Annotated in this window: 14 protein-coding genes; 6 read left to right on the forward strand and 8 right to left on the reverse strand. The window is 60.3% G+C overall.

Going from position 1 to position 20,439, the window contains the following annotated elements; genetic code table 11:
* Positions 1-72: 72 nt before the first annotated feature.
* The 7 genes from IZU87_RS11780 to nfuA form a co-directional block, all read right to left on the reverse strand.
* Entirely contained in the window at positions 73-501 is a 429-nt protein-coding gene (locus IZU87_RS11780; protein ID WP_213114614.1) for an EAL domain-containing protein, read from the reverse strand.
* On the reverse strand, positions 423-1,733 hold the full coding sequence (locus IZU87_RS11785) for a GAF domain-containing protein (protein ID WP_213114615.1): 1,311 nt from the start codon (positions 1,731-1,733) through the stop codon (positions 423-425). Before IZU87_RS11785 ends, IZU87_RS11780 begins: the two co-directional genes overlap by 79 nt.
* 278 nt (positions 1,734-2,011) lie before the next feature.
* The gene (locus tag IZU87_RS11790) at positions 2,012-2,404 is read right to left on the reverse strand and encodes an ectoine synthase (RefSeq protein WP_043334232.1); all 393 of its coding nucleotides are present in this window, start codon (positions 2,402-2,404) and stop codon (positions 2,012-2,014) included.
* Positions 2,405-2,537: 133 nt separating this feature from the next.
* Positions 2,538-3,803, reverse strand: a complete 1,266-nt coding sequence (gene ectB / locus IZU87_RS11795; RefSeq protein ID WP_043334231.1) for a diaminobutyrate--2-oxoglutarate transaminase — start codon at positions 3,801-3,803, stop codon at positions 2,538-2,540.
* 282 nt (positions 3,804-4,085) lie between these two features.
* Positions 4,086-4,643: a diaminobutyrate acetyltransferase gene (gene ectA / locus IZU87_RS11800; protein WP_441303524.1), complete on the reverse strand. Its 558-nt coding sequence runs from the start codon at positions 4,641-4,643 to the stop codon at positions 4,086-4,088.
* Positions 4,644-4,979: 336 nt separating this feature from the next.
* Positions 4,980-6,779, reverse strand: coding sequence for a sensor domain-containing diguanylate cyclase (locus IZU87_RS11805; protein WP_153635782.1), 1,800 nt, complete (start codon positions 6,777-6,779; stop codon positions 4,980-4,982).
* 321 nt (positions 6,780-7,100) lie between these two features.
* Positions 7,101-7,691: a Fe-S biogenesis protein NfuA gene (nfuA, locus tag IZU87_RS11810; protein ID WP_054556652.1), complete on the reverse strand. Its 591-nt coding sequence runs from the start codon at positions 7,689-7,691 to the stop codon at positions 7,101-7,103.
* A gap of 391 nt (positions 7,692-8,082) precedes the next feature.
* Here nfuA and metH point away from each other — a divergent pair, with 391 nt between their 5' ends.
* The 6 genes from metH (at position 8,083) to IZU87_RS11840 (ending at position 20,038) form a co-directional block, all read left to right on the forward strand.
* Positions 8,083-11,808 carry a methionine synthase gene (metH, locus tag IZU87_RS11815; protein ID WP_213114616.1) on the forward strand — a complete coding sequence of 1,242 codons (3,726 nt, stop codon included), beginning with the start codon at positions 8,083-8,085 and terminating at the stop codon, positions 11,806-11,808.
* A gap of 378 nt (positions 11,809-12,186) precedes the next feature.
* Complete coding sequence (locus IZU87_RS11820) at positions 12,187-13,515, forward strand: MATE family efflux transporter (RefSeq protein ID WP_153635784.1); 1,329 nt, start codon at positions 12,187-12,189, stop codon at positions 13,513-13,515.
* A gap of 197 nt (positions 13,516-13,712) precedes the next feature.
* Positions 13,713-15,053, forward strand: coding sequence for an ABC transporter substrate-binding protein (locus IZU87_RS11825; protein ID WP_213114617.1), 1,341 nt, complete (start codon positions 13,713-13,715; stop codon positions 15,051-15,053).
* Positions 15,054-15,108: 55 nt separating this feature from the next.
* Positions 15,109-17,553 carry a putative bifunctional diguanylate cyclase/phosphodiesterase gene (locus IZU87_RS11830; protein ID WP_213114618.1) on the forward strand — a complete coding sequence of 815 codons (2,445 nt, stop codon included), beginning with the start codon at positions 15,109-15,111 and terminating at the stop codon, positions 17,551-17,553.
* A gap of 288 nt (positions 17,554-17,841) precedes the next feature.
* On the forward strand, positions 17,842-19,494 hold the full coding sequence (locus IZU87_RS11835) for a nitrite/sulfite reductase (RefSeq protein ID WP_213114619.1): 1,653 nt from the start codon (positions 17,842-17,844) through the stop codon (positions 19,492-19,494).
* Complete coding sequence (locus tag IZU87_RS11840; RefSeq protein ID WP_249330564.1) at positions 19,487-20,038, forward strand: DUF934 domain-containing protein; 552 nt, start codon at positions 19,487-19,489, stop codon at positions 20,036-20,038. Before IZU87_RS11835 ends, IZU87_RS11840 begins: the two co-directional genes overlap by 8 nt.
* Before the next feature lie 189 nt (positions 20,039-20,227).
* Here IZU87_RS11840 and IZU87_RS11845 read toward each other — a convergent pair whose 3' ends face one another.
* Positions 20,228-20,401, reverse strand: coding sequence for a DUF2970 domain-containing protein (locus IZU87_RS11845; RefSeq protein ID WP_082388754.1), 174 nt, complete (start codon positions 20,399-20,401; stop codon positions 20,228-20,230).
* Positions 20,402-20,439: the final 38 nt, after the last annotated feature.

The raw sequence follows: 20,439 nt of genomic DNA on the forward strand, positions 1-20,439 counted from the left end.
GATCAAGGGGTTCAACAAGCTGGAGCTGGTCGTGAACAACGTCCAGTTCAAGGACGGCGAACCCTTGGCCGATCAGTCAGACAGGGCTGCCGCCTGACCGGCCATACACAGAAATTGACAATAACTCCTGGACAGCATGCTCAACAGGCGCAGGCTGTCATGCTCAGGACCGAAACGGTCGACACAGAAGCTGATGCCGTCATTGGCCAGCGATTTCATCGCCAGCACCAATGGCTCAGGCGTCGCGGAAAAACTCTCGACACCGCTGACATCAAGGCGCAGGCAATCCCCCTTGAGCCGGTAAAGGCGCAGGACACGACGCAGGGCATCCATGTATTCGGTTTCGATCAGGCGCGACGCCGTGATGTTCAGCGACAGCGGCAACAAGGTGTCGTCGCCCTTCCTGGTCGCCAGCCAATGGCTCAGCAAGGCGCAGCTTCTGCGCAGCACCCAGATATCGAGTTCCTCATCCAGCCCCGCGTGTCTGGCGATGCGCAACATCTGATGGGGGGGATCCAGCGGTTCTTGTCCTGCCAGCGCAGCAGCACTTCCTGACCACTGAGGCCTTGGCTACCCGCAGTGACGATGGGCTGCAGGTGGATGCACAGCTCATTGTCGCGCAGCGCCTGGGCAAAGCGGTTGTTCATCTCGAGGCGCAGATTGAGGTTGTCCGTGAGATCCGCGAACTGGACGCCCTTCTCTTTTGGCGCCCATTCACTGGCACAGACAAGCTCCTCTTCCACCACCTCGACCAGTTCCGCTGCTGACATGCTGTCGCTAACAAAGGTGCCCGCTCCGATCAACAGATCAGGCCGGCTGTTGGCGGAGAGATGCAGCAACCAGGGTTGTTCCACGAAGCGATGCCAGCGCATGCCGTGCAATGCCTGGTCACGCGGCAACAGGATCATCAGGGTGTCGTGACTGACGCGCCCCTTGAGCAGGCCCTCGTCATCGAAGTTTTCATTGAGCTGGTGGGACAGTGATTGCAGCACGCCCTCGTAGAAGTCGACGCCCTGCTGCTTGCGCAGTCTTTCGGCATTCTGCAGCTTGACCAGGATGACCTGTAGCGCTCCCTGACTGGCACGTTCTTCAAGCCAAGCCGTCATTCGCTGCAGGTAGCGACGACGCAGACTGTAGCCGGTGATCGGGTCGATATTGGCTTGCAGGGTGGCACGTGCGCGTTCTGCCAGCAGCGCATCACGCTGGATGAGCTCGTTCTCGACCAGCAGTGCACAGCGCTCCAGTCTCTCCAGCTGGGCCGTATCCAGTTGACGGGGCTTGTGGTCGATCAGGCACAAAGTCCCCAGCGGCAGGCCGCTGCTGTCACGCAGCACGGCACCCGCGTAGAAGCAGACATGCGGTGGCCCCGTCACCAGGGCGTTATCAAAGAAGCGTTCATCCTGGCGCGCATCATTGATGACCAGAAAGCGCTCTTCATGCAGCGCGTGGGCGCAGAAGGCGAGATCCCTGCCCGTCTGCCGAGCATCCAGCCCACAATGGGCCTTGAACCACTGGCGGTCTTCATCCACCAGCGACACGAGGCAGATGGGCACATCAAAGATATCGGCGACCAGCCGCGTCAGATCGTCATAGCGCTTTTCATGGTCACTATCCAATACATGCAGAGAATGCAGGCTATTGAGACGCTCTTCTTCGCGCGGATGAGGTGCCGCCGGCCTGAAGCCGGGCCGGCCACCCGGCGCGAGGGTCGTCTTTGGGGTGGAATCTGCCATGGCCTACTGCCTCGTTGGAATTTCCAGGAGATATAACCGCATGTTCGTACTTGAGCATACTCGTCTCGACTGTTGACTGGCAGAGCCGGCAAGCTGCGCACCACTAACGATAATTGAGCGTGGAAACCCCTGCACGTTCTGCTGTGCGGTAACCTCACGGAGCGGTTTCTCACCACCACGACGCAGAAAGCCCCGCAGCAAGGCTACGGGGCTTTCTGGATGACGCTTGTCCCTTTGAGATCAGACGCTTCGCGCCTCACTCACGACGAGACAGGGTATCAGGCTTCGGCAGGCGCATAGGAGCCATCTTCACGATGGACTTCCTTGCCGGTCAGGCCCGGGGTGAACACACAGGCCAGGTGCATGGTCTTAGTGGCACGCAGCAGGTGATCATCGTGCTCGTTGAGGATATAGATGTCGCCCGGCTTGATCGGCCAGATCTTGCCATCAGCCAGTGTTTCGACTTCACCCTCACCTTCCATGCAATACACCACTTCATAGTGATGCTTGTAATGGATGTGGGTCTCGGTGCCTTCAAAGATGCGAGTGATGTGGAACGAACACTTGCCACCATCTTCATCAAGCAGCAGGCGCGTGCTATCCCAGTTGCCATTCTCGGCCTTGACCAGACGATCGGTGCTGCGGGCTTCTTCGAGATTGCGAACGATCATGTGTTTTCCTCACTAGGCTGCCTGACATCGACAGCTGACAGATGGCGATTACCGTAACGAAGGGGTGACCTGGATGGGCAATCGGTGGGGATGGCAAGCCAGAGGCTCACCAACGACCCGCGGGAAGACAGCGTTACTTGGACAACACTGCGGCAGCGTTTTCCTCGATGATATCGAGGGCTTCCAGCAGGTCTTCGTCGCGGATGGTCAGCGGGCACAGGCACTTGACGACCTGACCGGAGTGACCACTGGTCTCGATGATCAAGCCCTGCTCGAAGCAGCGTGAGGTGATGGCATCGGCCAGCTCACCGTCACGAACATCGATACCGCGCATCAGGCCACGGCCCTTCTCGTGCGCTTCGAAGCCGTTCTCGCGGGCCTTGGCGGCAATCTTCTGGAAGCGGTCTTCGACGATACGGCCCTTGCGCTGGATATCGCGCTCGAACTTGTCGTCGCTCCAGAAGTGGCGCAGCGCGGCGGCGCCGGTCACGAAGGCCAGGGCGTGGCCACGGAAGGTGCCGTTGTACTGGCTCGGCTTCCACTGGTCCAGCTCGGGACGCATCATCACCATCGCGAACGGCACACCGGAGGCAGACAGCGACTTCGAGTTGCAGACGATGTCCGGCACGATGTTGGCGTGTTCGAAGCTAAAGAACTTGCCGGTACGACCACAACCCGCCTGGATATCATCGACGATCAGAAGGATCTTGTGCTCCTTGCACAAGGCATCCAGACGCTGGAGCCATTCGATGGAGGCCGGGTTGATCCCGCCCTCACCCTGCACGGTCTCGACCAGCACTGCTGCCGGGCGATCCAGACCGCTGGAGGAATCCTTGAGCAGTTTGTCGAGGTAGGCAACGGTGTCGATGCCCTCACCCATGTAGCCATCATAGGGCACGAATTGCGCACCCTGCGCCGGCAGACCCGCCGCATCACGGAACTTGGCGTTACCGGTGGTGGCCAGCGCACCCATGGTCACACCATGGAAGCCGTTGGTGAACGACACGATGTTGTGGCGGCCGGAGACCTTGCGCGCCAGACGAATGGCAGCTTCGACCGCGTTGGTGCCGGTCGGCCCCGGGAAGTGGACCTTGTAGTCCAGACCACGCGGCTTGAGGATCACTTCCTCCAGCGCTTCGAGGAAATCGCGCTTGGCGGAAGTCCACATATCCAGGCCGTGGATGATGCCATCATTGCTGATGTAATCGACCAGTGCCTTCTTAAGTACCGGATGGTTATGCCCGTAGTTGAGCACACCGGCACCGGCGAGGAAATCGATGTAGCGCTTGCCGTCCTCGGTGAACAGGTGGGCATTCTGCGCCTTGGTGAAAACGGTCGGGAAAGAACGCGAATAAGTGCGTACCTCGGATTCCATCTGTTCGAGAATCTGCGTATTCATGCTGTCACCTCCCTGGTGTTGGATGGCCGCGTACTGAAATGGCCATACCAGAATGTAAAGACGATCCAACGAATGACACTGACCCTACCTCACTCACACATGGGGTCAGCAGGAGATGTCACAACCTTCCTGTCGTGAACATCTGCCGGACGGGGCGTGATTCTTCTCGACGACCGACACAAGAATCATGACGGCGTCCCGTCCGGGACTTATTGCGGTTTACTACCCGCCCTTGCTGCGCATGGGCCTTAATTGCACAAGAGCCTTGAGCGCGTCGAGCACTCAGATGTCTCTTGGCAGGAACGGGCCGATGCGTACCAGGTTTTCGGCTAGGTGCTCGCCACCCAGCTGGTCTGAAGAGAAGTACTCACGCGAGTGCAGCGGCACCTGCCAGCGCTCGGCGAGGCGAGTGAACAATGCCCAGGACGCCTCATTGTCCGGCGTGATGGTGGTCTCGAGATGACGCACGTGCGCCATTTCGGGACGCTTCATCACGGCTTCGATCAAGCGACGTGCCAGGCCAGTCCCACGCGCCTTCTCACCGACGGCGATCTGCCACAGGAAGAAGGTCTGCGGGGCGTCGTTGCGGGTGTAACCGGAAACGAAGCCGACGACCTCACCTTCCTCATCAGTTGCTATGGCGCAGCTGTCACGGAACTGCGTGGCCAGCAAAACGTACGAATACCCTGAATTGAGGTCCAGCGGCGGGCAGGCCTTGACCAGCTCGTAGATGCCCCAGCCATCATCGGTAGTCGGCTGACGGATGAACAACGGCGCACTGGGGCGGTTGATCACGGCATCGTGGGTGTGGTGGGCCAAGCCCTGAATCGTGGAAGTCATTGTCATGGTTTTCATAAAATATTTCGCAGTTGGCGAATTCGCTATAAACCATAACAAACCGTTATGGGCATCGCAAACCATAAATTATTCTCGTGAAGCGTATGGATAACGCAGAATTATCACAAAGCCCCGTATCGGTGAGCGGGCAAGCTGGGGCTTAAACCGGGCAACAATCGCCCTTGTCTACCACCCGTTGGGGGTTTTCCCCCACTAGACGCAAGACGGCGCCCCGAGGGGCGCCGTTTGATTGCCTGCTCATCCGGCATCTGGCCTTGTTTTCGTTGCCACTGCCGCTGAGTCGGGTTCTGCACTAGTGCTTGAACCCCAGGGCTTCCGTCACTGCTGTTTCTGCACCTCACGCTGCTTGCTGGCGATCGCGACAATCTGGCCCAGCTCATCATGGCGGCTGAACTGCACCGCGCAATTGCGCCCCTCATGTTTGGCGGCGTAGAGCGCCATGTCTGCATTGTGTGATAGCTGTTCACGGTCGCTGCCATGCTGAGGGGCGATGGCAATCCCGATACTGCAGCCCACTTCCAGCTTGTGCTCTTCATACAGGAATGGCTTGCCCAGACTGTCGATGATGCGCTGGGCCAGCTGGGCGAGTTCGCCGGGGCGCCCCAGATTCGCCTGGATGTCAGCATTGTGGACCATCACCACGAACTCATCGCCTCCCAGACGCGCGACGAAATCGCCCTTGCGCACCACCTGATTGAGTCGCTCCGCGATCACCTTGAGCGCCACATCCCCGGCGGCATGGCCATGGGTATCATTGATGGGCTTGAACTTGTCGATGTCCAGCATGAGACACGCCAGCTGCCCGCCTTCGTCACTGACGCTTTCGAGCCAATGCTCGACCCGCTCATAGAAATGCTGTCGATTGGGCAGTCCCGTCAGAGAATCATGCATCGCCAGTTGCGTGATGCGCTTCTTGTAGTTGTTGCTCTCGATGATGTTGTACTTGAACTTCTGCAACGCCCGCGCCATCTGGCCCACTTCATTGGTGTGCTGGGTGCTGTCGATCACCACGCTGACATCGTCATTGGCCAGGGTATTCATGGTCTGGGTCAGACGACGGATCGGTACCAGCACATAACGCCCGAACAGCCACATCGAGATGCCGATCAGCACCACGATCATCGCCAGCGCCAGGCCATTGACCACCGGGGCCACCCTGGCCAGCAGCTTGAGCGTCTTGCCAACCGCGGCAGAGGTGGCCGCGATCCGCATGCGGCTTTCATGATCCAGCACCGCCAGTGCGTCAAGCGCCGGGGCATCATTGACCTTGACCAGCTGATCGATCTCACGCGGTGAAAGGTCTGCCTGCTCGTCATGCAGCTGGTTGACCTTGTTCAAGCGGTCACCGTAGGACTGGATGACATCGGCGATATCGCGGATGGCACGTTGCTCGGCGGTGTTCATGCCCAGCGCACGATAAGCCGCCAGGGTAGCGCGCAGCGACTCGATGTCCTGCGCCGCCTGCTGACCGTAGATGGCGTCACTGCGCAGCACGTAATTCTTGAAGTGGTGGATCATCTCGCCATAGCCGAGGTCACGGCGCAGGTTGGCCACCAGGCGAGCCTTGCCCATACCGTTCTCGAGCGGATTGTCATTGTCACGCAGCTCCGCGATGGAGATACGCCGCAGGGTATCCAGCCCCGAGACGGCCTGGAAATCATCGATCTGAACCAGCTTGTCGATATCGGCAGTCGAGCGCCCCTGCTCGATCATCGTGCGTATTCTGGGCACCATCAGCTCATAGCGGCTGATGGTGGCACGCAGGCCCGCCACCGCATTTTCCTCCCCCTGGGTCAGCCCAAGGTTCTGATAACGGCTCAGAGCGCTGCGAGCGGCACCGATCTCGTTCTGCACCTCGCCGATCAGCTCGAGGTCCTGACGCAGCACGAGATTCTTGAAGTCATGCACCATGCCGCCATAGCCCAGAGCCTTGGTCAGCTGACCTTCCAGGCGCGGCTTGTCGGAGCGTGCCTGCTGATATTCCTGCCAGTCGCGCTGCAGGTCGGACACGTTGCGGGTAATGAATGCCAACACGACCAGCAACACCAGTCCCGCCAAGGCGGAAAGCGCACAGATGATGATGTTGATGGTGCGAAAGCGCAGGTTGGCCAGACTCATGAAGGCTATCTCTTGACGATGGAAGGAAACGTTCGACGAAAAACGCGTCACGCCGGCCAGCCGATGGGCGCTGCCAGCATGAGAAAGATACTGCCACGATACCAGATAAATCTAATACTTTACGCAGCAACTTCCCCGAACCTCCCTTCATACGCTGTATGCCCTGGCCTGGATGTCCCAGGCTCGCGTCAGATTGCCTCAGACCCTGACAGGCTGACGTCGCGCCCATAAAAAATCTCCCACCGAAAATCGATGGGAGATTGCGTTTCTCGCCTGTGCTTGGCTTCGACCCTTTCCTCGGGCCCGAAGCCAGACCCGACATCAGCTGTAGTAGGCGTTGGTCGTGTCGGTGTGATCGGTGACGTCACGCACACCGGTCAGCTCCGGGATACGCTCCATCAGCGTCTTCTCGACACCATCCTTCAGCGTCAGATCGACGGCGGAGCAGCCCTGGCAGCCGCCACCGAACTGCAGTACGGCGACCTGCTCTTCGGTCAGTTGCACCAGCTTGATCTCGCCACCGTGAGCCGCCAGGCCCGGGTTGATCTCGCTGTAGAGCAGATAGTTGATGCGGTCTTCCAGCGGGCTGTCGGCGTTGACCTTGGGCATCTTGGCGTTCGGCGCCTTGATGGTCAGCTGCCCCCCCATGCGATCGGCATTGAAGTCGACGGTCGCTTCTTCCAGGAACGGCACGCTGTGCGTGTCGAGATAGACCTTCAGCTTCGGCAGATCCAGGATCTCATCCGTCGGCTCTTCCTCGCCAGGACGGCAGTAGGCGAGACAGGTCTCGGCATACGGCGTGCCCGGCTGGGTGATGAAGATGCGCACGCCGATGCCTTCGACGTTCTGCTTCTCGAGCAGCTCGGCAAGATACTCCTGGGCGCTATCGGTAATCTGGATGCTCTCACTCATGGCGCAGAGACTCTCTTGATGTCAGGTGACTAATGGCTCCATGTTAAGGAAAACCTGCTGCACTCGCAATCCTGAGCAAATCACTCGGGTTTGGTGCCCTGCATGCAGCCACTCCCTTGCCGGCACTCCTGACTGACTCATGTTGCGCATGAATCATGCTCATCGTGACGACTCTGCAGTCTGATACGATATCCCAAACTGGCCAGGCGGGGATTTCGTGAACGGATCCCTCGCCAGCGCCTCTCAATAGCAATGAGTTCGCGCCTGTGGCGTGTGACTTTCTCGGCAAGGTACTGGCTCAGAAGGTACTGGCTTGGCAAAGTACTGGCCTGGTAATGAGAGTTACACGTTCGGGAGACAACGCGACAGGTCACGCACGCTGGAGTCCGTCATGGCGCAAGCCCTATCCCCTGTTCCCTATTCTCTGCCCCTGCCCGACGCGCTGAGCCAGGCGCTGCAGGAACGTATCCTGATCCTCGATGGCGGCATGGGCACCATGTTGCAGAGCTACGGGCTGGAGGAGGAAGACTTCCGTGGCGAGCGCTTCGCCGACTGGCCCAGCGACATCAAGGGCAACAACGACCTGCTGGCGCTGACCCGGCCAGACATCGTCGAGGCGATCCACCGCGCCTACTTCGAGGCCGGCGCCGACATCGTCGAGACCAACACCTTCAATGCCACTCAGCTGTCGCAGTCCGATTACGGCATGCAGAGGCTGGTCCACGAGATCAATCTCGAATCGGCACGCCTGGCGCGCAAGACGGCGGATGCCGTGGCCGCCGAGACTGGTATCCCGCGCTTCGTCGCTGGGGTGCTCGGCCCGACCAGCCGCACCTGCTCCATCTCGCCGGACGTGAATGACCCCGCCAAGCGCAATGTCACCTTCGATATTCTGCGCGATAACTACCGCGAGGCCGCATTGGCGCTCTTCGAGGGTGGCGCGGACCTGATCCTGATCGAGACCATCTTCGACACCCTGAATGCCAAGGCGGCGATCTACGCCCTCGAGGAGCTGTTCGACGAAGGCCATCCGCGCCTGCCGGTGATGATCTCCGGCACCATCACCGATGCCTCAGGACGTACGCTGTCCGGCCAGACCACCGAAGCCTTCTGGAACTCGGTGCGTCACGCGCGCCCGCTGAGCATCGGCCTCAACTGCGCGCTGGGCGCCGAGGAGCTACGCCCCTATCTGCGTGAGCTGTCCGAGAAGGCCGATACCTTTGTCTCCGCGCACCCCAACGCCGGCCTGCCCAACGAGTTCGGCGAGTACGACCAGACCCCAGACGAGATGGCCGAGATCATCGGCTCCTTCGCCGCCGCGGGCCTGCTCAACATCATCGGTGGCTGCTGTGGCTCCACCCCGCAGCACATCCAGGCGGTCAAGCGCGTGGTGGCCCAGTACCCGCCGCGCAAGGTGCCGGAGATCGCGCCGGCCTGCCGCCTGTCGGGGCTTGAGCCCTTCAACATCCAGCCGGACTCGCTGTTCGTCAATGTCGGTGAGCGTACCAACGTCACCGGCTCTGCGCGCTTTCGTCGCCTGATCAAGGAGGAGGACTACACCACCGCGCTGGAAGTCGCCCTCGAACAGGTTGAGAACGGCGCCCAGGTCATCGACGTCAACATGGATGAGGGCATGCTGGAGTCACAGGAGGCCATGGTGCGCTTCCTGAACCTGATCGCCTCGGAGCCGGACATCTCGCGCGTGCCGATCATGGTCGACTCCTCGAAGTGGGACATCATCGAGACGGGCCTGAAATGCATCCAGGGCAAGGCGGTGGTCAATTCCATCTCGCTCAAGGAAGGCGAGGAAAGCTTCCGGCAGCAGGCGCAGATCTGTCGCCGTCACGGCGCCGCCGTGGTGGTCATGGCCTTTGATGATGTCGGCCAGGCCGATACCTATCAGCGCAAGATCGAGATCTGCGAGCGCGCCTACCGGATGCTGGTCGATGACATCGGCTTCCCGGCCGAGGACATCATCTTCGACCCCAACATCTTCGCCATCGCCACCGGCATTGAAGAGCACAACAACTACGGTGTCGATTTCATCGAGGCCACGCGCTGGATTCATGACAACCTGCCCCACGCGATGATTTCGGGTGGCGTCTCCAACGTGTCCTTCTCGTTCCGTGGCAACAATCCGGTCCGCGAAGCGATCCATTCGGTATTCCTCTATCACGCCATCCAGGCGGGCCTGAGCATGGGTATCGTCAACGCCGGCCAGCTGGCGCTCTACGATGACCTGCCCCGCGAGCTGCGCGACGCCGTCGAGGACGTGGTACTCAACCGCCGCGATGACAGCACCGAGCGTCTGCTCGACATCGCCGACAAGTACAAGGGCGATGGCAGCAGCGGTGAGAAGAAGGAAGACCTCGAATGGCGCAGCTGGTCAGTCAACAAGCGCATCGAGCACGCGCTGGTCAAGGGCATCACCGTCCATATCGAGGAAGATACCGAAGAGGCGCGCCTGCAGGCAGCCCGGCCCATCGAGGTCATCGAAGGGCCGTTGATGGACGGCATGAATGTGGTCGGCGACCTGTTCGGCGCGGGCAAGATGTTCCTGCCCCAGGTGGTGAAGTCGGCGCGCGTCATGAAGCAGGCGGTCGCCCACCTGATCCCCTTCATCGAGGCCGAGAAGAGCGGCGAGACCCAGGCCAAGGGCAAGATCGTCATGGCCACCGTCAAGGGCGATGTCCACGACATCGGCAAGAACATCGTCGGCGTGGTGCTTCAGTGCAACAACTATGAGGTGATCGACCTGGGCGTGATGGTGCCGGCGGAGAAGATCCTGCAGACCGCCATCGACGAGAAGGCCGACATCATCGGGCTTTCCGGGCTGATCACGCCGTCGCTGGACGAGATGGTCAATGTCGCCAGGGAGATGCAGCGCCGTGGGTTCGAGTTGCCGCTGCTGATCGGTGGCGCGACCACATCCAAGGCACATACCGCAGTCAAGATCGAACCGCAGTATGATCAGCCGGTCATCTATGTCACCGATGCCTCGCGCGCGGTGGGCGTGGCCTCGCGCCTGCTGTCGCCGGAACTCAAGGCAGCCTATGTTGATCAGATTCGCACCGAGTACGCCGTGGTGCGCGAGCGCAATGCCAAGCGCCGCCCCAAGGCCGCGGACCTCGACTACCACGAGGCGCGCAAGCGCCGTTTCCAGCCCGATTGGGAGCATTACACCCCGCCGGCCCCCAGCTTCACCGGCCTCAAGGTCTTCGATGACTACGATCTGAATGAACTGGTCGAGCGCATCGACTGGACGCCCTTCTTCATGAGCTGGCAGCTGGCGGGCAAGTACCCGAAGATTCTGCAGGATGAGACGGTCGGGGAAGCGGCGCGTTCGCTGTTTGCCGATGCCAGGGTGATGCTGCGCAAGCTGATCGATGACAAGGTGCTGTTGGCACGTGGCGTGATCGGCTTCTGGCCGGCCAACTGTGTCGACGACGACACCCTGGAAGTCTACGCCGATGAATCACGCACCCAGGTGGTAGAGCGCCTGCATCACATCCGTCAGCAGATGACCAAGAACCGTGATGGCGTCTGTCACAGTCTTGCCGACTTCATCGCCCCGCGTGACAGCGGCAAGCCGGACTGGATCGGTGGCTTCGCCGTGACCACCGGACATGGCGCGGATGAACTGGCCAGGGAGTACGAGGCGGCGGGCGATGATTACAATGCCATCATGGTCAAGGCGCTGGCGGACCGTCTCGCCGAAGCCTTTGCCGAGCGCCTGCACGAGCGCGTGCGCAAGGAGTTCTGGGGCTACGATAGCCAGGAAGTGCTCGACAACGAGGCATTGATCGCCGAGAAGTATCGCGGCATTCGTCCGGCGCCCGGCTATCCGGCCTGTCCGGATCACACCGAGAAGGCCACGCTGTTCCGCATGCTCGAACCGGAGACGCATGCCGGCATGGTGTTGACCGAGAGCTTCGCCATGTGGCCGGCGGCCGCCGTCTCTGGCTGGTACTTCGCGCACCCGGAGTCGAAGTACTTCTCCACCGGCAAGATCACCCGCGATCAGGTGCAGTCCCTGGCGAGCCGCAAGGCAATGGAGCTTTCCGAGATGGAACGCTGGCTGTCGCCGGTGCTGAGCTACGATCCCGACGCCGATTGATCCCCTCCATCAGCCGCCCCGCCGGTTGATGGAGCCAACGTCAGCTCCACGCGCCTCACCTCTCAGGAGATGGGGCGCGCTGTCATCTGAGAGGCGATGTCTTCAGTTTGCCGAGCACGCTATCATGGCGCTCTTCCTTGTCTGCTGTCGTGAGTCGCCCGTGCTGCCGTTGTCACTGCTTTGTTTATCACTGCTCTGTTTATCACTGCTCTGTTTGTCACTGCTCTGTTTGTCACTGCCCTATCTATCACTGCTCGGTTTCTCGCTGCTCAGTTCATCGCAGCCCAGTTCTCTGGTTTCCCGCTTGTCAGCCGCATTCGAGGCTTTTGACCCCTCCTGCTCCTATCACCTTTCCGACTCCCCGCGTGGGAGCGTCTGATGCTGGGGGATCTTGCGCGCAACACACGAATTCTGAAGCTGGCGCTGCCGATCATCGGGGCGATGCTGTCGCAGAGTCTGCTCAACCTGATCGACGCGGCACTGGTCGGCAGTCTGGGCGAGACGGCGCTGGCCGGTGTGGGGATCGGTGGCTATGCCATGTTCATGGTCACGGCGCTGATCTTCGGGCTGTCCTCCGCCGTCCAGGCACAGACTTCGCGGCGCCTGGGCGAGGAAGCACCTGAGCGTTGCGGCGAAGGCCTGAATGCAGGTCTCGTGCTGGCGTTGTCGATCGGCATCCCCGTCACCCTCGCCTGCCATCACTGGGCTGGGCCGCTGCTGTCCTTGATCAATGACCAGCCCGGCGTGCATGAAACCGCCGCCTCGTATTTCCAATGGCGGGTGCTGGGGCTGGTCGCGGTCGCCATGGCGTTCTGCTTCCGAGGTTTCTGGAATGGCCTGCAGCGCACCGGCATCTATCTGCGCATCATGCTGATCACCCAGGCGGTCAATGTCGTGCTCAGCATCATCCTGATCCACGGTCTGTTCGGCGCCCCGCAGATGGGCGCGGATGGTGCCGGGGCCGGTACGACGCTGTCCCTGCTGGTCGCATTGGCGCTGTGGATCAAGGCGACGCTGGGCGAGCGCAGTCTGCACGGTGTCCTGCACGCCTGGCCGCCGATGACGCATTACCTGACGCTGCTCAAGCTGGCGGTGCCCCACTCCTTTCAGCAGCTATGGTTCGCGGCGGGCTACGCGATGCTGTTCTGGATACTCGGTCAGATCGATGCGGCCAGTGTCGCGGTCGGCCATGTGCTGGTGAATCTCTCCCTGCTGCTGATATTGCCCGGGGTCGGACTTGGACTGGCCGCCATGAGTCTGGTGGGTCAGGCCCTGGGCAGCGGCGAGCATGAAGAGGCCCATCGCTGGGGGTGGGACACCGTGCGCGTGGCACTGCCGTGTCTGCTGTTGCTGGGTTTGCCGCTGTGGGTCGCGCCCCAGAGCGTGCTCGGGCTGTTCCTGCATCGCCCGCCATTGATCGAACTGGGCCTGCTGCCGCTGCAGATGACGGCCGCCATGATCGTGCTCGACTGCACCGCCATCGTGCTGGCCCAGGCACTACTGGGCGCCGGCGCCCATCGCACCGTGATGCTTGCCACCTTGAGCCTGCAGTGGCTGATCTTTCTGCCCGCGGCCTGGTGGTGGGGCGTCCACCAGGAAGGTGGCCTTGTCGCCATCTGGGGGATACAGCTCGCCTATCGCCTGCTCAACTCGCTCGTCTTCGGGCTTATCTGGCAACGCAGAGCGTGGCAAGCCTTGCGCCTTTGAAGGTGTTCTCTGGTGCAGCTAGCCAGCAGCCTTTGCTGCCACTCGCGCCTATAGCCCATGGAAGACATCAAGTAATAATGATATATGTCGTTCAATCGTTGAAGCTTGGTAATTGGCAGTCTTGTTGAAGTCCATACCCAGCTTGCCCAGTCGCGTACCCTGATAGAAACAAAAGTCAATGCACTAGGGAGAACGCCATGTCCGCTGCCACCATCAGGACAGGACGAGCACAACTTGGCTTGCCAAGGCTGATCGTCCTGTGTGGTTGCCTTGCCCTCAGCGGGCTGGTGAATGCCTTATCCTCTGGCTCTTCCTCCTCCGACCTCACGTCTCGAGCCTCCGAAAACACTCAAGCCCCTGCCTACCCTTCAGGCCAATCGAGAGCGCGTGGTGCACAGGAGGCGATGCCAGGACGCCCGCTGACCGCCACCTTCGTAAACCCGGGACTGCGTGGCGAACGCTTCTGGGACATGGTGACCGACACCATGCAAGCAGCCGCCCTGAACCTGAATATCTCACTGGAAGTCGTCTACGCCGAGCGCAATCCCTACCTGCTCAAGAAACTCGCGATTCAGGCTTTGGAAAGCCCTGCCGCTCCGGATTACCTCCTGCTGGTCAATGAAGAGCAGGCGGCATCCGAGTTGTTGACGATTGCGGATAGCCACGACACCCATGTCGTGATGCTGTTGAACGGACTGAGCCGCGAAGAGGCGCTGACCCATGGCACCCCGGGGTCCCTCCACCCCTCCTGGATCGGCAGCATCATCCCGGACAACCACACTGCGGGCAAACGCATGGCGACCCAGCTGATCAAGGTGGCGAGAGAAGGCTCACCCACCGGCCAACTGCATGGACTCGCCTTGATCGGCGATACCCGAACCCCTGCCTCGATTGCCCGTAATACCGGCATGGTGGTCGGCTTTTCCCAGGACCAGGACGTCCAGATAGACCGCATACTCGAGGCGCGCTGGAATACTCAGGATGCCGAACATCTTACTGCGCAATATCTCAAGTGGGTCAGCCGCTCGAGCGGTCAGAATGATCTGATCTGGGCGGCGAATGATGCCATGGCCGAGGGGGCCATTCTTGCGCTCGAGTCAGCGGGCCTCACGCCCGGCGTGGATGTGCTGGTGGCAGGGCTCAACTGGTCACCGGAGGGTATCAGCATGGTCAAGGACCAACGCATGCTGTTGACGGACGGCGGGCATTTCATGGCGGGAGCCTGGGCGATGGTGATGGCAAGAGACCATGCCGATATCGAGGACTGGTCCCCCAGAACCGTCAACTTTCCGATGAGCGCCATCACGCATGACAATGTGGCGCGATACGGCCCGCTTCTGGAAAACCCTGACTGGGAAGCTGCAGATTTCGCCGCCTTCGGATTGAAGGCATCGCGGGATGACTATGGGTTTGATCCGATGAGGGTATTGACGCAGATGCTTGGTCACCAGGCCGCGGCGTCTGGGTTGCCCCCTCAGGCTCCTGCTACCCAGAAGAAGACTGCACGTTCCAGCGCGCTCATGGACACCCTCCAATAAGGAGGCGCAAGGAGAGCTCGCAGGGCGACGTCCATCGCCACCGAGGGAGAACAGCGTGATCAATGATGGTCAGAAACTCGCCAAGGCCCCCAGTACGGCGCCCGAGAGTGATGGCGAGCATGCATCACCGCTCAGATGGCGAATACTGCGGATACTTGCACCGCTGGTATTCACCATCTGTGCCATCAGTGGAGCCGTGAGTTATTACCTGTATGCCAGCGAGGCCGTCGAGCACATGCATGATGACCATCAGGAAATGATGGATATCGTGGCGCTGTCGATGCCGGACGCCATATGGAACTTCGACGATGAGAGAATCCATGCCTACCTCGAGACTCTCAGTCACCACGCTAGTGTTCATGCCGTGCGCTACTTCAATCATGAGGGTGAGCTAGTCGAGGAGATTGCCAAGAGCGGCACAGCCTTGGACCCCGTTACGCACTCGAAGCCACTTGTCTATCAGAACTCACTGGTCAAGCAGGCCGTCGGCAGGCTTGAACTGGAGAGCACCAACGCACCGTTGCTGGCCGCCCGTTACCAAGGTGGAGCAGTGCTGCTCGCGATTGCCCTGACCATCATCCTGTCGATCCTGCTGATGCTTTCCTGGCAGTTGAAGCGCTATGTGATGAACCCCTTGAGCAAGGCTGTGAGGCGCATGAGGCAGCTGGAGGGCCAGCATGCCACCTTCCAACGCATTCCCCCCGTTCACTCGCGTGAGATCAACAAGGTCATCGTGGAGCTGAACAAGCTGGGGGAGCGAATATTCAACATGATGGAAGCGCTGCGTAACAACGAAGAGCGCTATCAACACTTCTACCGTGATACCCCCGCATTGCTGCTGGTGATCGACGACAAGGGCACCGTGCAGGATGCCAGCGAGCAAATGCTGGAGGTGACCGGATGGGCACGTGAACATCTTGTCGGCATGCCCTTCGATACTCTCATCAGCAGTCATAATAGCAAGCATATCCATCGCATCAGTACGGCCTTGAAGCTGGGCAATGCCTGCAATGACCTAGTAATGACATTGGACTGCCGACATCAGGAAGACCGTCAGGTCCAGGTGGTCATTCCGGCCGCCAATGGCAGCCAATCCCGGGGCACGATGATGCTGCTGACGGACATCACCGAACTGACCAGGACCCAGCAGCGGCTGTTGGAGCATGAGCTGATTGACCCCTTGACTCAATTGCCCAACCGGCTGTCTCTCAATCAGCACGTACAACAGTTGATCGCGCGTGACGCTGTCTTTGGTTTGCTGCTGGTCAATATCGATCGATTCCATAGCATCAATCACCACCTGGGGCCGATAGACGGTGATCTGCTGTTGAAAGAGGTTGGCGCACGGCTCAAGGAGTGTGACCCCGCCTGGATCGGTCGTACTGGTGGTGATGAATTCGTCATGACTTGTGATATCAATGACTTGCGACCACTTGTCCACCGAATTCAAATCGCCTTCTCCCATCCGCTGCTCAAGGCTGGCGAACCCATCCATCTCAGTCTGAGCATGGCGGGCCTGCAGGCGCAGGCAGATGACGAGAGCCCCAGCCGCCTGATGCGTCTACTGGAACTTACCGTGGTGGACATCAAGCACAAGGGGGGCAATCAATACCGCACCTGCGTCCGCGATAGCGCGCTGGAAGACGGTGAGCCGTTGTTCCTGAAGGAGCGCATGATTCGCGAAGCCTTGACCATGGGCTGGTTCCGCCTTTATCTACAGCCCATCTTCCGGGCGGCCAGCGCGGACCTGGAAGCTCCGGAACTGCTCGGCGCGGAGGCACTGATCCGCCTTGAGCACCCTGAGCTCGGCCTGGTGCCCCCCGATCAGTTCATTGCGGCGGCAGAAAAGACCGGACAGATCGTCGAGATCGGCAACTGGGTATTGGAAGAGGCTGCCGTCATTCTGTGCGAATGGCGAAGACTCGGGATCGAGAAGCGCTATCTGTCCGTCAATGCCTCCGTCATCCAGTTCAGAGATCAAGGTATTCTGCACCAGCTCGAGTCACTGCTCGAGCGCTACCCGATTCATCCCTCGCAGCTGGTGGTCGAGGTCACCGAGAACCTGATGCTCGACAGCAAAGACAGCCTGCGTTATCAACTGCAGGCCATACGCAGACTGGGCGTCAACCTCTCGCTGGATGATTTCGGGACAGGCTTCTCATGCCTCTCCTATCTGCATGATCTGCCTTTCGGCATTCTGAAGGTCGATCGCTCCTTCGTCATGAATGTCGAGACCAGTCGCCGGGATAGGGAGCTGGCACGGGTCATCGTCGCGATGGGCCAATCACTCGGCATGCAGGTCGTTGTCGAGGGGGTCGAGGAGCGGGGGCAAGCCGAAATCTTCCAGGCCATGGGCGTCCACGCCTTCCAGGGCTATCTCTTCGGACGCCCGATGCCGCAGCAGGCCTTCGAGACGCGCTTTCACGCCAACGCGGATGCGCGTGTCAGTCTGTTGAAACCTGTCAGGAGCGCACCAGGCACAGGCAATGACCCGGGCTGATGGCGTCTGACTAATGCCCTCCGTTCTGCGCAAGCCCGGCCAGCGGCAGACCTTGCTTGTCGTCAGACCCCGGGCAACATGGCCAGACGCCTACCCTCCGGCGGCTGGTCTTTTCTTTTTCGCTGCTGGTAGGCAAACTCAACGCGCCTTCTTAATAACGTCATCGTCGAAAACTATGAGGATTTATTCTTTTAAAGAATAAAGAATAGAGGGTATGGTGGCTTCAGCATCAACAAGATTCGCATCAGTGGACGATCATCTGATGCCCGACCGCAGGACACCCCTGACATGTATCGCTATGACACCTACGACCAGACACTGGTCGACGAGCGGGTAGCTCAGTTCAAGGACCAGATGGATCGCTATCTGGCGGGCCGTCTGGGAGATGAAGAATTCCGCCCTCTGCGCCTGCAGAACGGCCTCTACATCCAGCGTCATGCCCCGATGCTGCGTATCGCCATCCCCTACGGCATGTTGAGCGCTGTCCAGCTGCGCGCCATGGCGGCCATCAGCCGTCGTTATGACCGTTCCTATGGACACTTCACGACTCGCCAGAATCTGCAGCTCAACTGGCCGAAGCTGGAAGATGTCCCGGCGATTCTCGCCGAACTGGCTCAGGTCGAGATGCATGCGATCCAGACCAGCGGCAACTGCATCCGCAATACCACCACTGACCAGTTCGCCGGTATCGCGGAAGACGAGACCGTCGATCCGCGTCCGTGGTGTGAGCTGATCCGTCAGTGGTCCACGCTTCACCCGGAATTTGCCTATCTGCCGCGCAAGTTCAAGATTGCCGTCACCGGTGCCAGCGCCGACCGTGCTGCCATCCAGGTCCACGATATCGGCATTCGACTCAACCGCGCCGACGATGGCAGCGTCAAGGCCACCATCCTGGCGGGTGGCGGTCTCGGTCGTACGCCGATGGTCGGCGACATCGTGCGCGAAGACCTCGACTGGCAGCACCTGCTGACCTATCTGGACGCCATCGTGCGTGTCTACAACCAGTGGGGCCGTCGCGACAACAAGTACAAGGCGCGCATCAAGATCCTGGTCAAGGCACTGGGAGTCGAGGAATTCCGTCGTCGCGTCGAGGAAGAATGGGCCCATCTCAAGGATGGCCCGGAAACCCTCACCGACTCCGCCGTCACCAAGGCGACCAGCTACTTCCCCGAGCCTGTACGCCGTGAAGTCAGCGCCGAGGCCATCGAGGCCTATGAGACCCTGCGCCGCGAGAACCGTGTCTTCGCGCGTTTCGTGACCAACAATGTCGTCGGCCACAAGGTGCCGGGCTACAAGGCCGTCACCCTGTCGCTCAAGCGTCGTGAACTGGCCCCGGGTGACGTCACTGCTGACCAGATGGACGCCGTGGCTGACCTCGCGGAGCAATATGGCTTCGGTGAACTGCGTGTGACACACGAGCAGAACCTGGTGCTGTCAGACGTGCCTGTCGATGAGCTCGAGACACTCTGGAAGGCGCTGGAAGAACTCGGCATGGCCAACCCGACCGTCGGCACGCTGGCGGACATGATCTGCTGCCCGGGTGGCGATTTCTGCGCGCTGGCCAATGCCAAGTCGATTCCCATCGCTCAGGCACTGCAGGACCGCTTCGAAGACCTCGACTTCCTGTACGACCTCGGCCCGCTGGACCTGAACATCTCGGGCTGCATGAACGCCTGTGGCCATCACCACGTCGGTAACATCGGCATCCTGGGTGTCGACAAGAAAGGCCAGGAGTTCTACCAGGTCTCGCTGGGCGGACGCAGCGACGACAACGCCACGCTCGGCAAGATTCTCGGCCCGTCCTTCAATGCCGAAGACATGCCGAACGTCATCGACAAGGTGCTGCAGGTCTACGTCGAGCAGCGTCTGGAAGATGAAGTCTTCGTCGATACCTACCACCGCATCGGCATGAAGCCGTTCAAGGAGCGGGTCTATGCCTGAGGTGACTGCACAAATGACATCAGCACGTGAATTGACCGATCAGCGCCAAGGCGGCGTCATCCGTCAGAATCAGCTGGTGAGCGAAGATGCCTGGCAGGTCGTGCGTCGGGATGAAGACAGCAATCTACCGAGCTATCGGCAACCCGCCCTGCTGCCGCTGGCAGAATGGCAGTCGCTGGTCGCCGCCGGTGAAGGCTCTGATCATCTGGCGCCCTGGCTTGCCAGTGACACCGAGCTCACGCCCGAGCTGGGCGAGGCACTGGCGGACGCACCACTGCTGGGGGTCGACTTCCCGAACTTCAATGATGGCCGCGGTTACACCATCGCCCGCCTGATGCGTGAGCGCTTCGGCTATCAGGGTGAGATTCGCGCCATCGGTGACGTGCTGGTGGATCAACTCCACTACATGAGCCGTTGTGGCATCAGTGCTTTCGCCCTGCGTGATGATCAGTACGTGGAAGATGCCTTGCATGCACTGAGCTCGTTCAGCGTCAGCTACCAGACCAGTGTCGACCAGAAGACGCCGCTGTTCGCGCGTCGTTGATCGCCCGCTCTTGATCACTCACTGTTACTGCCTGCGGATAGACACGGGATAGAAGGCAATCGCAGCTGAGTAAACCAAGCAAAAGCCCCCGTCCAGGATGGTCTCCCGGGCGGGGGCTTTTTTCGTGCCGGATGGTTAGTCTCTGCAGTGTCTTGCCTGACGTTTCGTCTCAGTCGCCTGAGCGGCTCTTCAGCCGGCGACGACCGTGGACAGCAGTGCCATCCCTCCCACCAGCAGTGCAGCCATCACCAGTCCCACCACCAGAAAGTCCAGCGCATGGCCGTGCTCGAAATCACGCTTGCGATTGGCCTCCTTCTGGACACCAAAGAATGCTGCCAGTACGGATTTGACTTCATTGATCATGATCGCCTCCTGGTCGGTGACCTCACGCAATTCATCAT

Origin of the sequence: Cobetia sp. MC34, assembly GCF_018340035.1 — a bacterium.
Classification (GTDB): Bacteria; Pseudomonadota; Gammaproteobacteria; order Pseudomonadales; family Halomonadaceae; genus Cobetia; species Cobetia amphilecti.

What these genes read in the sequence shown, in the direction of transcription:
- ectA (WP_441303524.1), bottom strand. Translation starts at nt 4,643, where the DNA reads ATGACTTCCACGATTCAGGGCTTGGCCCACCACACCCACGATGCCGTG.
- IZU87_RS11805 (WP_153635782.1), bottom strand. Translation starts at nt 6,779, where the DNA reads ATGAGTCTGGCCAACCTGCGCTTTCGCACCATCAACATCATCATCTGT.
- IZU87_RS11790 (WP_043334232.1), bottom strand. Translation starts at nt 2,404, where the DNA reads ATGATCGTTCGCAATCTCGAAGAAGCCCGCAGCACCGATCGTCTGGTC.
- IZU87_RS11840 (WP_249330564.1), top strand. Translation starts at nt 19,487, where the DNA reads ATGCCTGAGGTGACTGCACAAATGACATCAGCACGTGAATTGACCGAT.
- metH (WP_213114616.1), top strand. Translation starts at nt 8,083, where the DNA reads ATGGCGCAAGCCCTATCCCCTGTTCCCTATTCTCTGCCCCTGCCCGAC.
- IZU87_RS11820 (WP_153635784.1), top strand. Translation starts at nt 12,187, where the DNA reads ATGCTGGGGGATCTTGCGCGCAACACACGAATTCTGAAGCTGGCGCTG.
- IZU87_RS11845 (WP_082388754.1), bottom strand. Translation starts at nt 20,401, where the DNA reads ATGATCAATGAAGTCAAATCCGTACTGGCAGCATTCTTTGGTGTCCAG.
- IZU87_RS11825 (WP_213114617.1), top strand. Translation starts at nt 13,713, where the DNA reads ATGTCCGCTGCCACCATCAGGACAGGACGAGCACAACTTGGCTTGCCA.
- nfuA (WP_054556652.1), bottom strand. Translation starts at nt 7,691, where the DNA reads ATGAGTGAGAGCATCCAGATTACCGATAGCGCCCAGGAGTATCTTGCC.
- IZU87_RS11785 (WP_213114615.1), bottom strand. Translation starts at nt 1,733, where the DNA reads ATGGCAGATTCCACCCCAAAGACGACCCTCGCGCCGGGTGGCCGGCCC.
- ectB (WP_043334231.1), bottom strand. Translation starts at nt 3,803, where the DNA reads ATGAATACGCAGATTCTCGAACAGATGGAATCCGAGGTACGCACTTAT.
- IZU87_RS11835 (WP_213114619.1), top strand. Translation starts at nt 17,842, where the DNA reads ATGTATCGCTATGACACCTACGACCAGACACTGGTCGACGAGCGGGTA.
- IZU87_RS11780 (WP_213114614.1), bottom strand. Translation starts at nt 501, where the DNA reads ATGTTGCGCATCGCCAGACACGCGGGGCTGGATGAGGAACTCGATATC.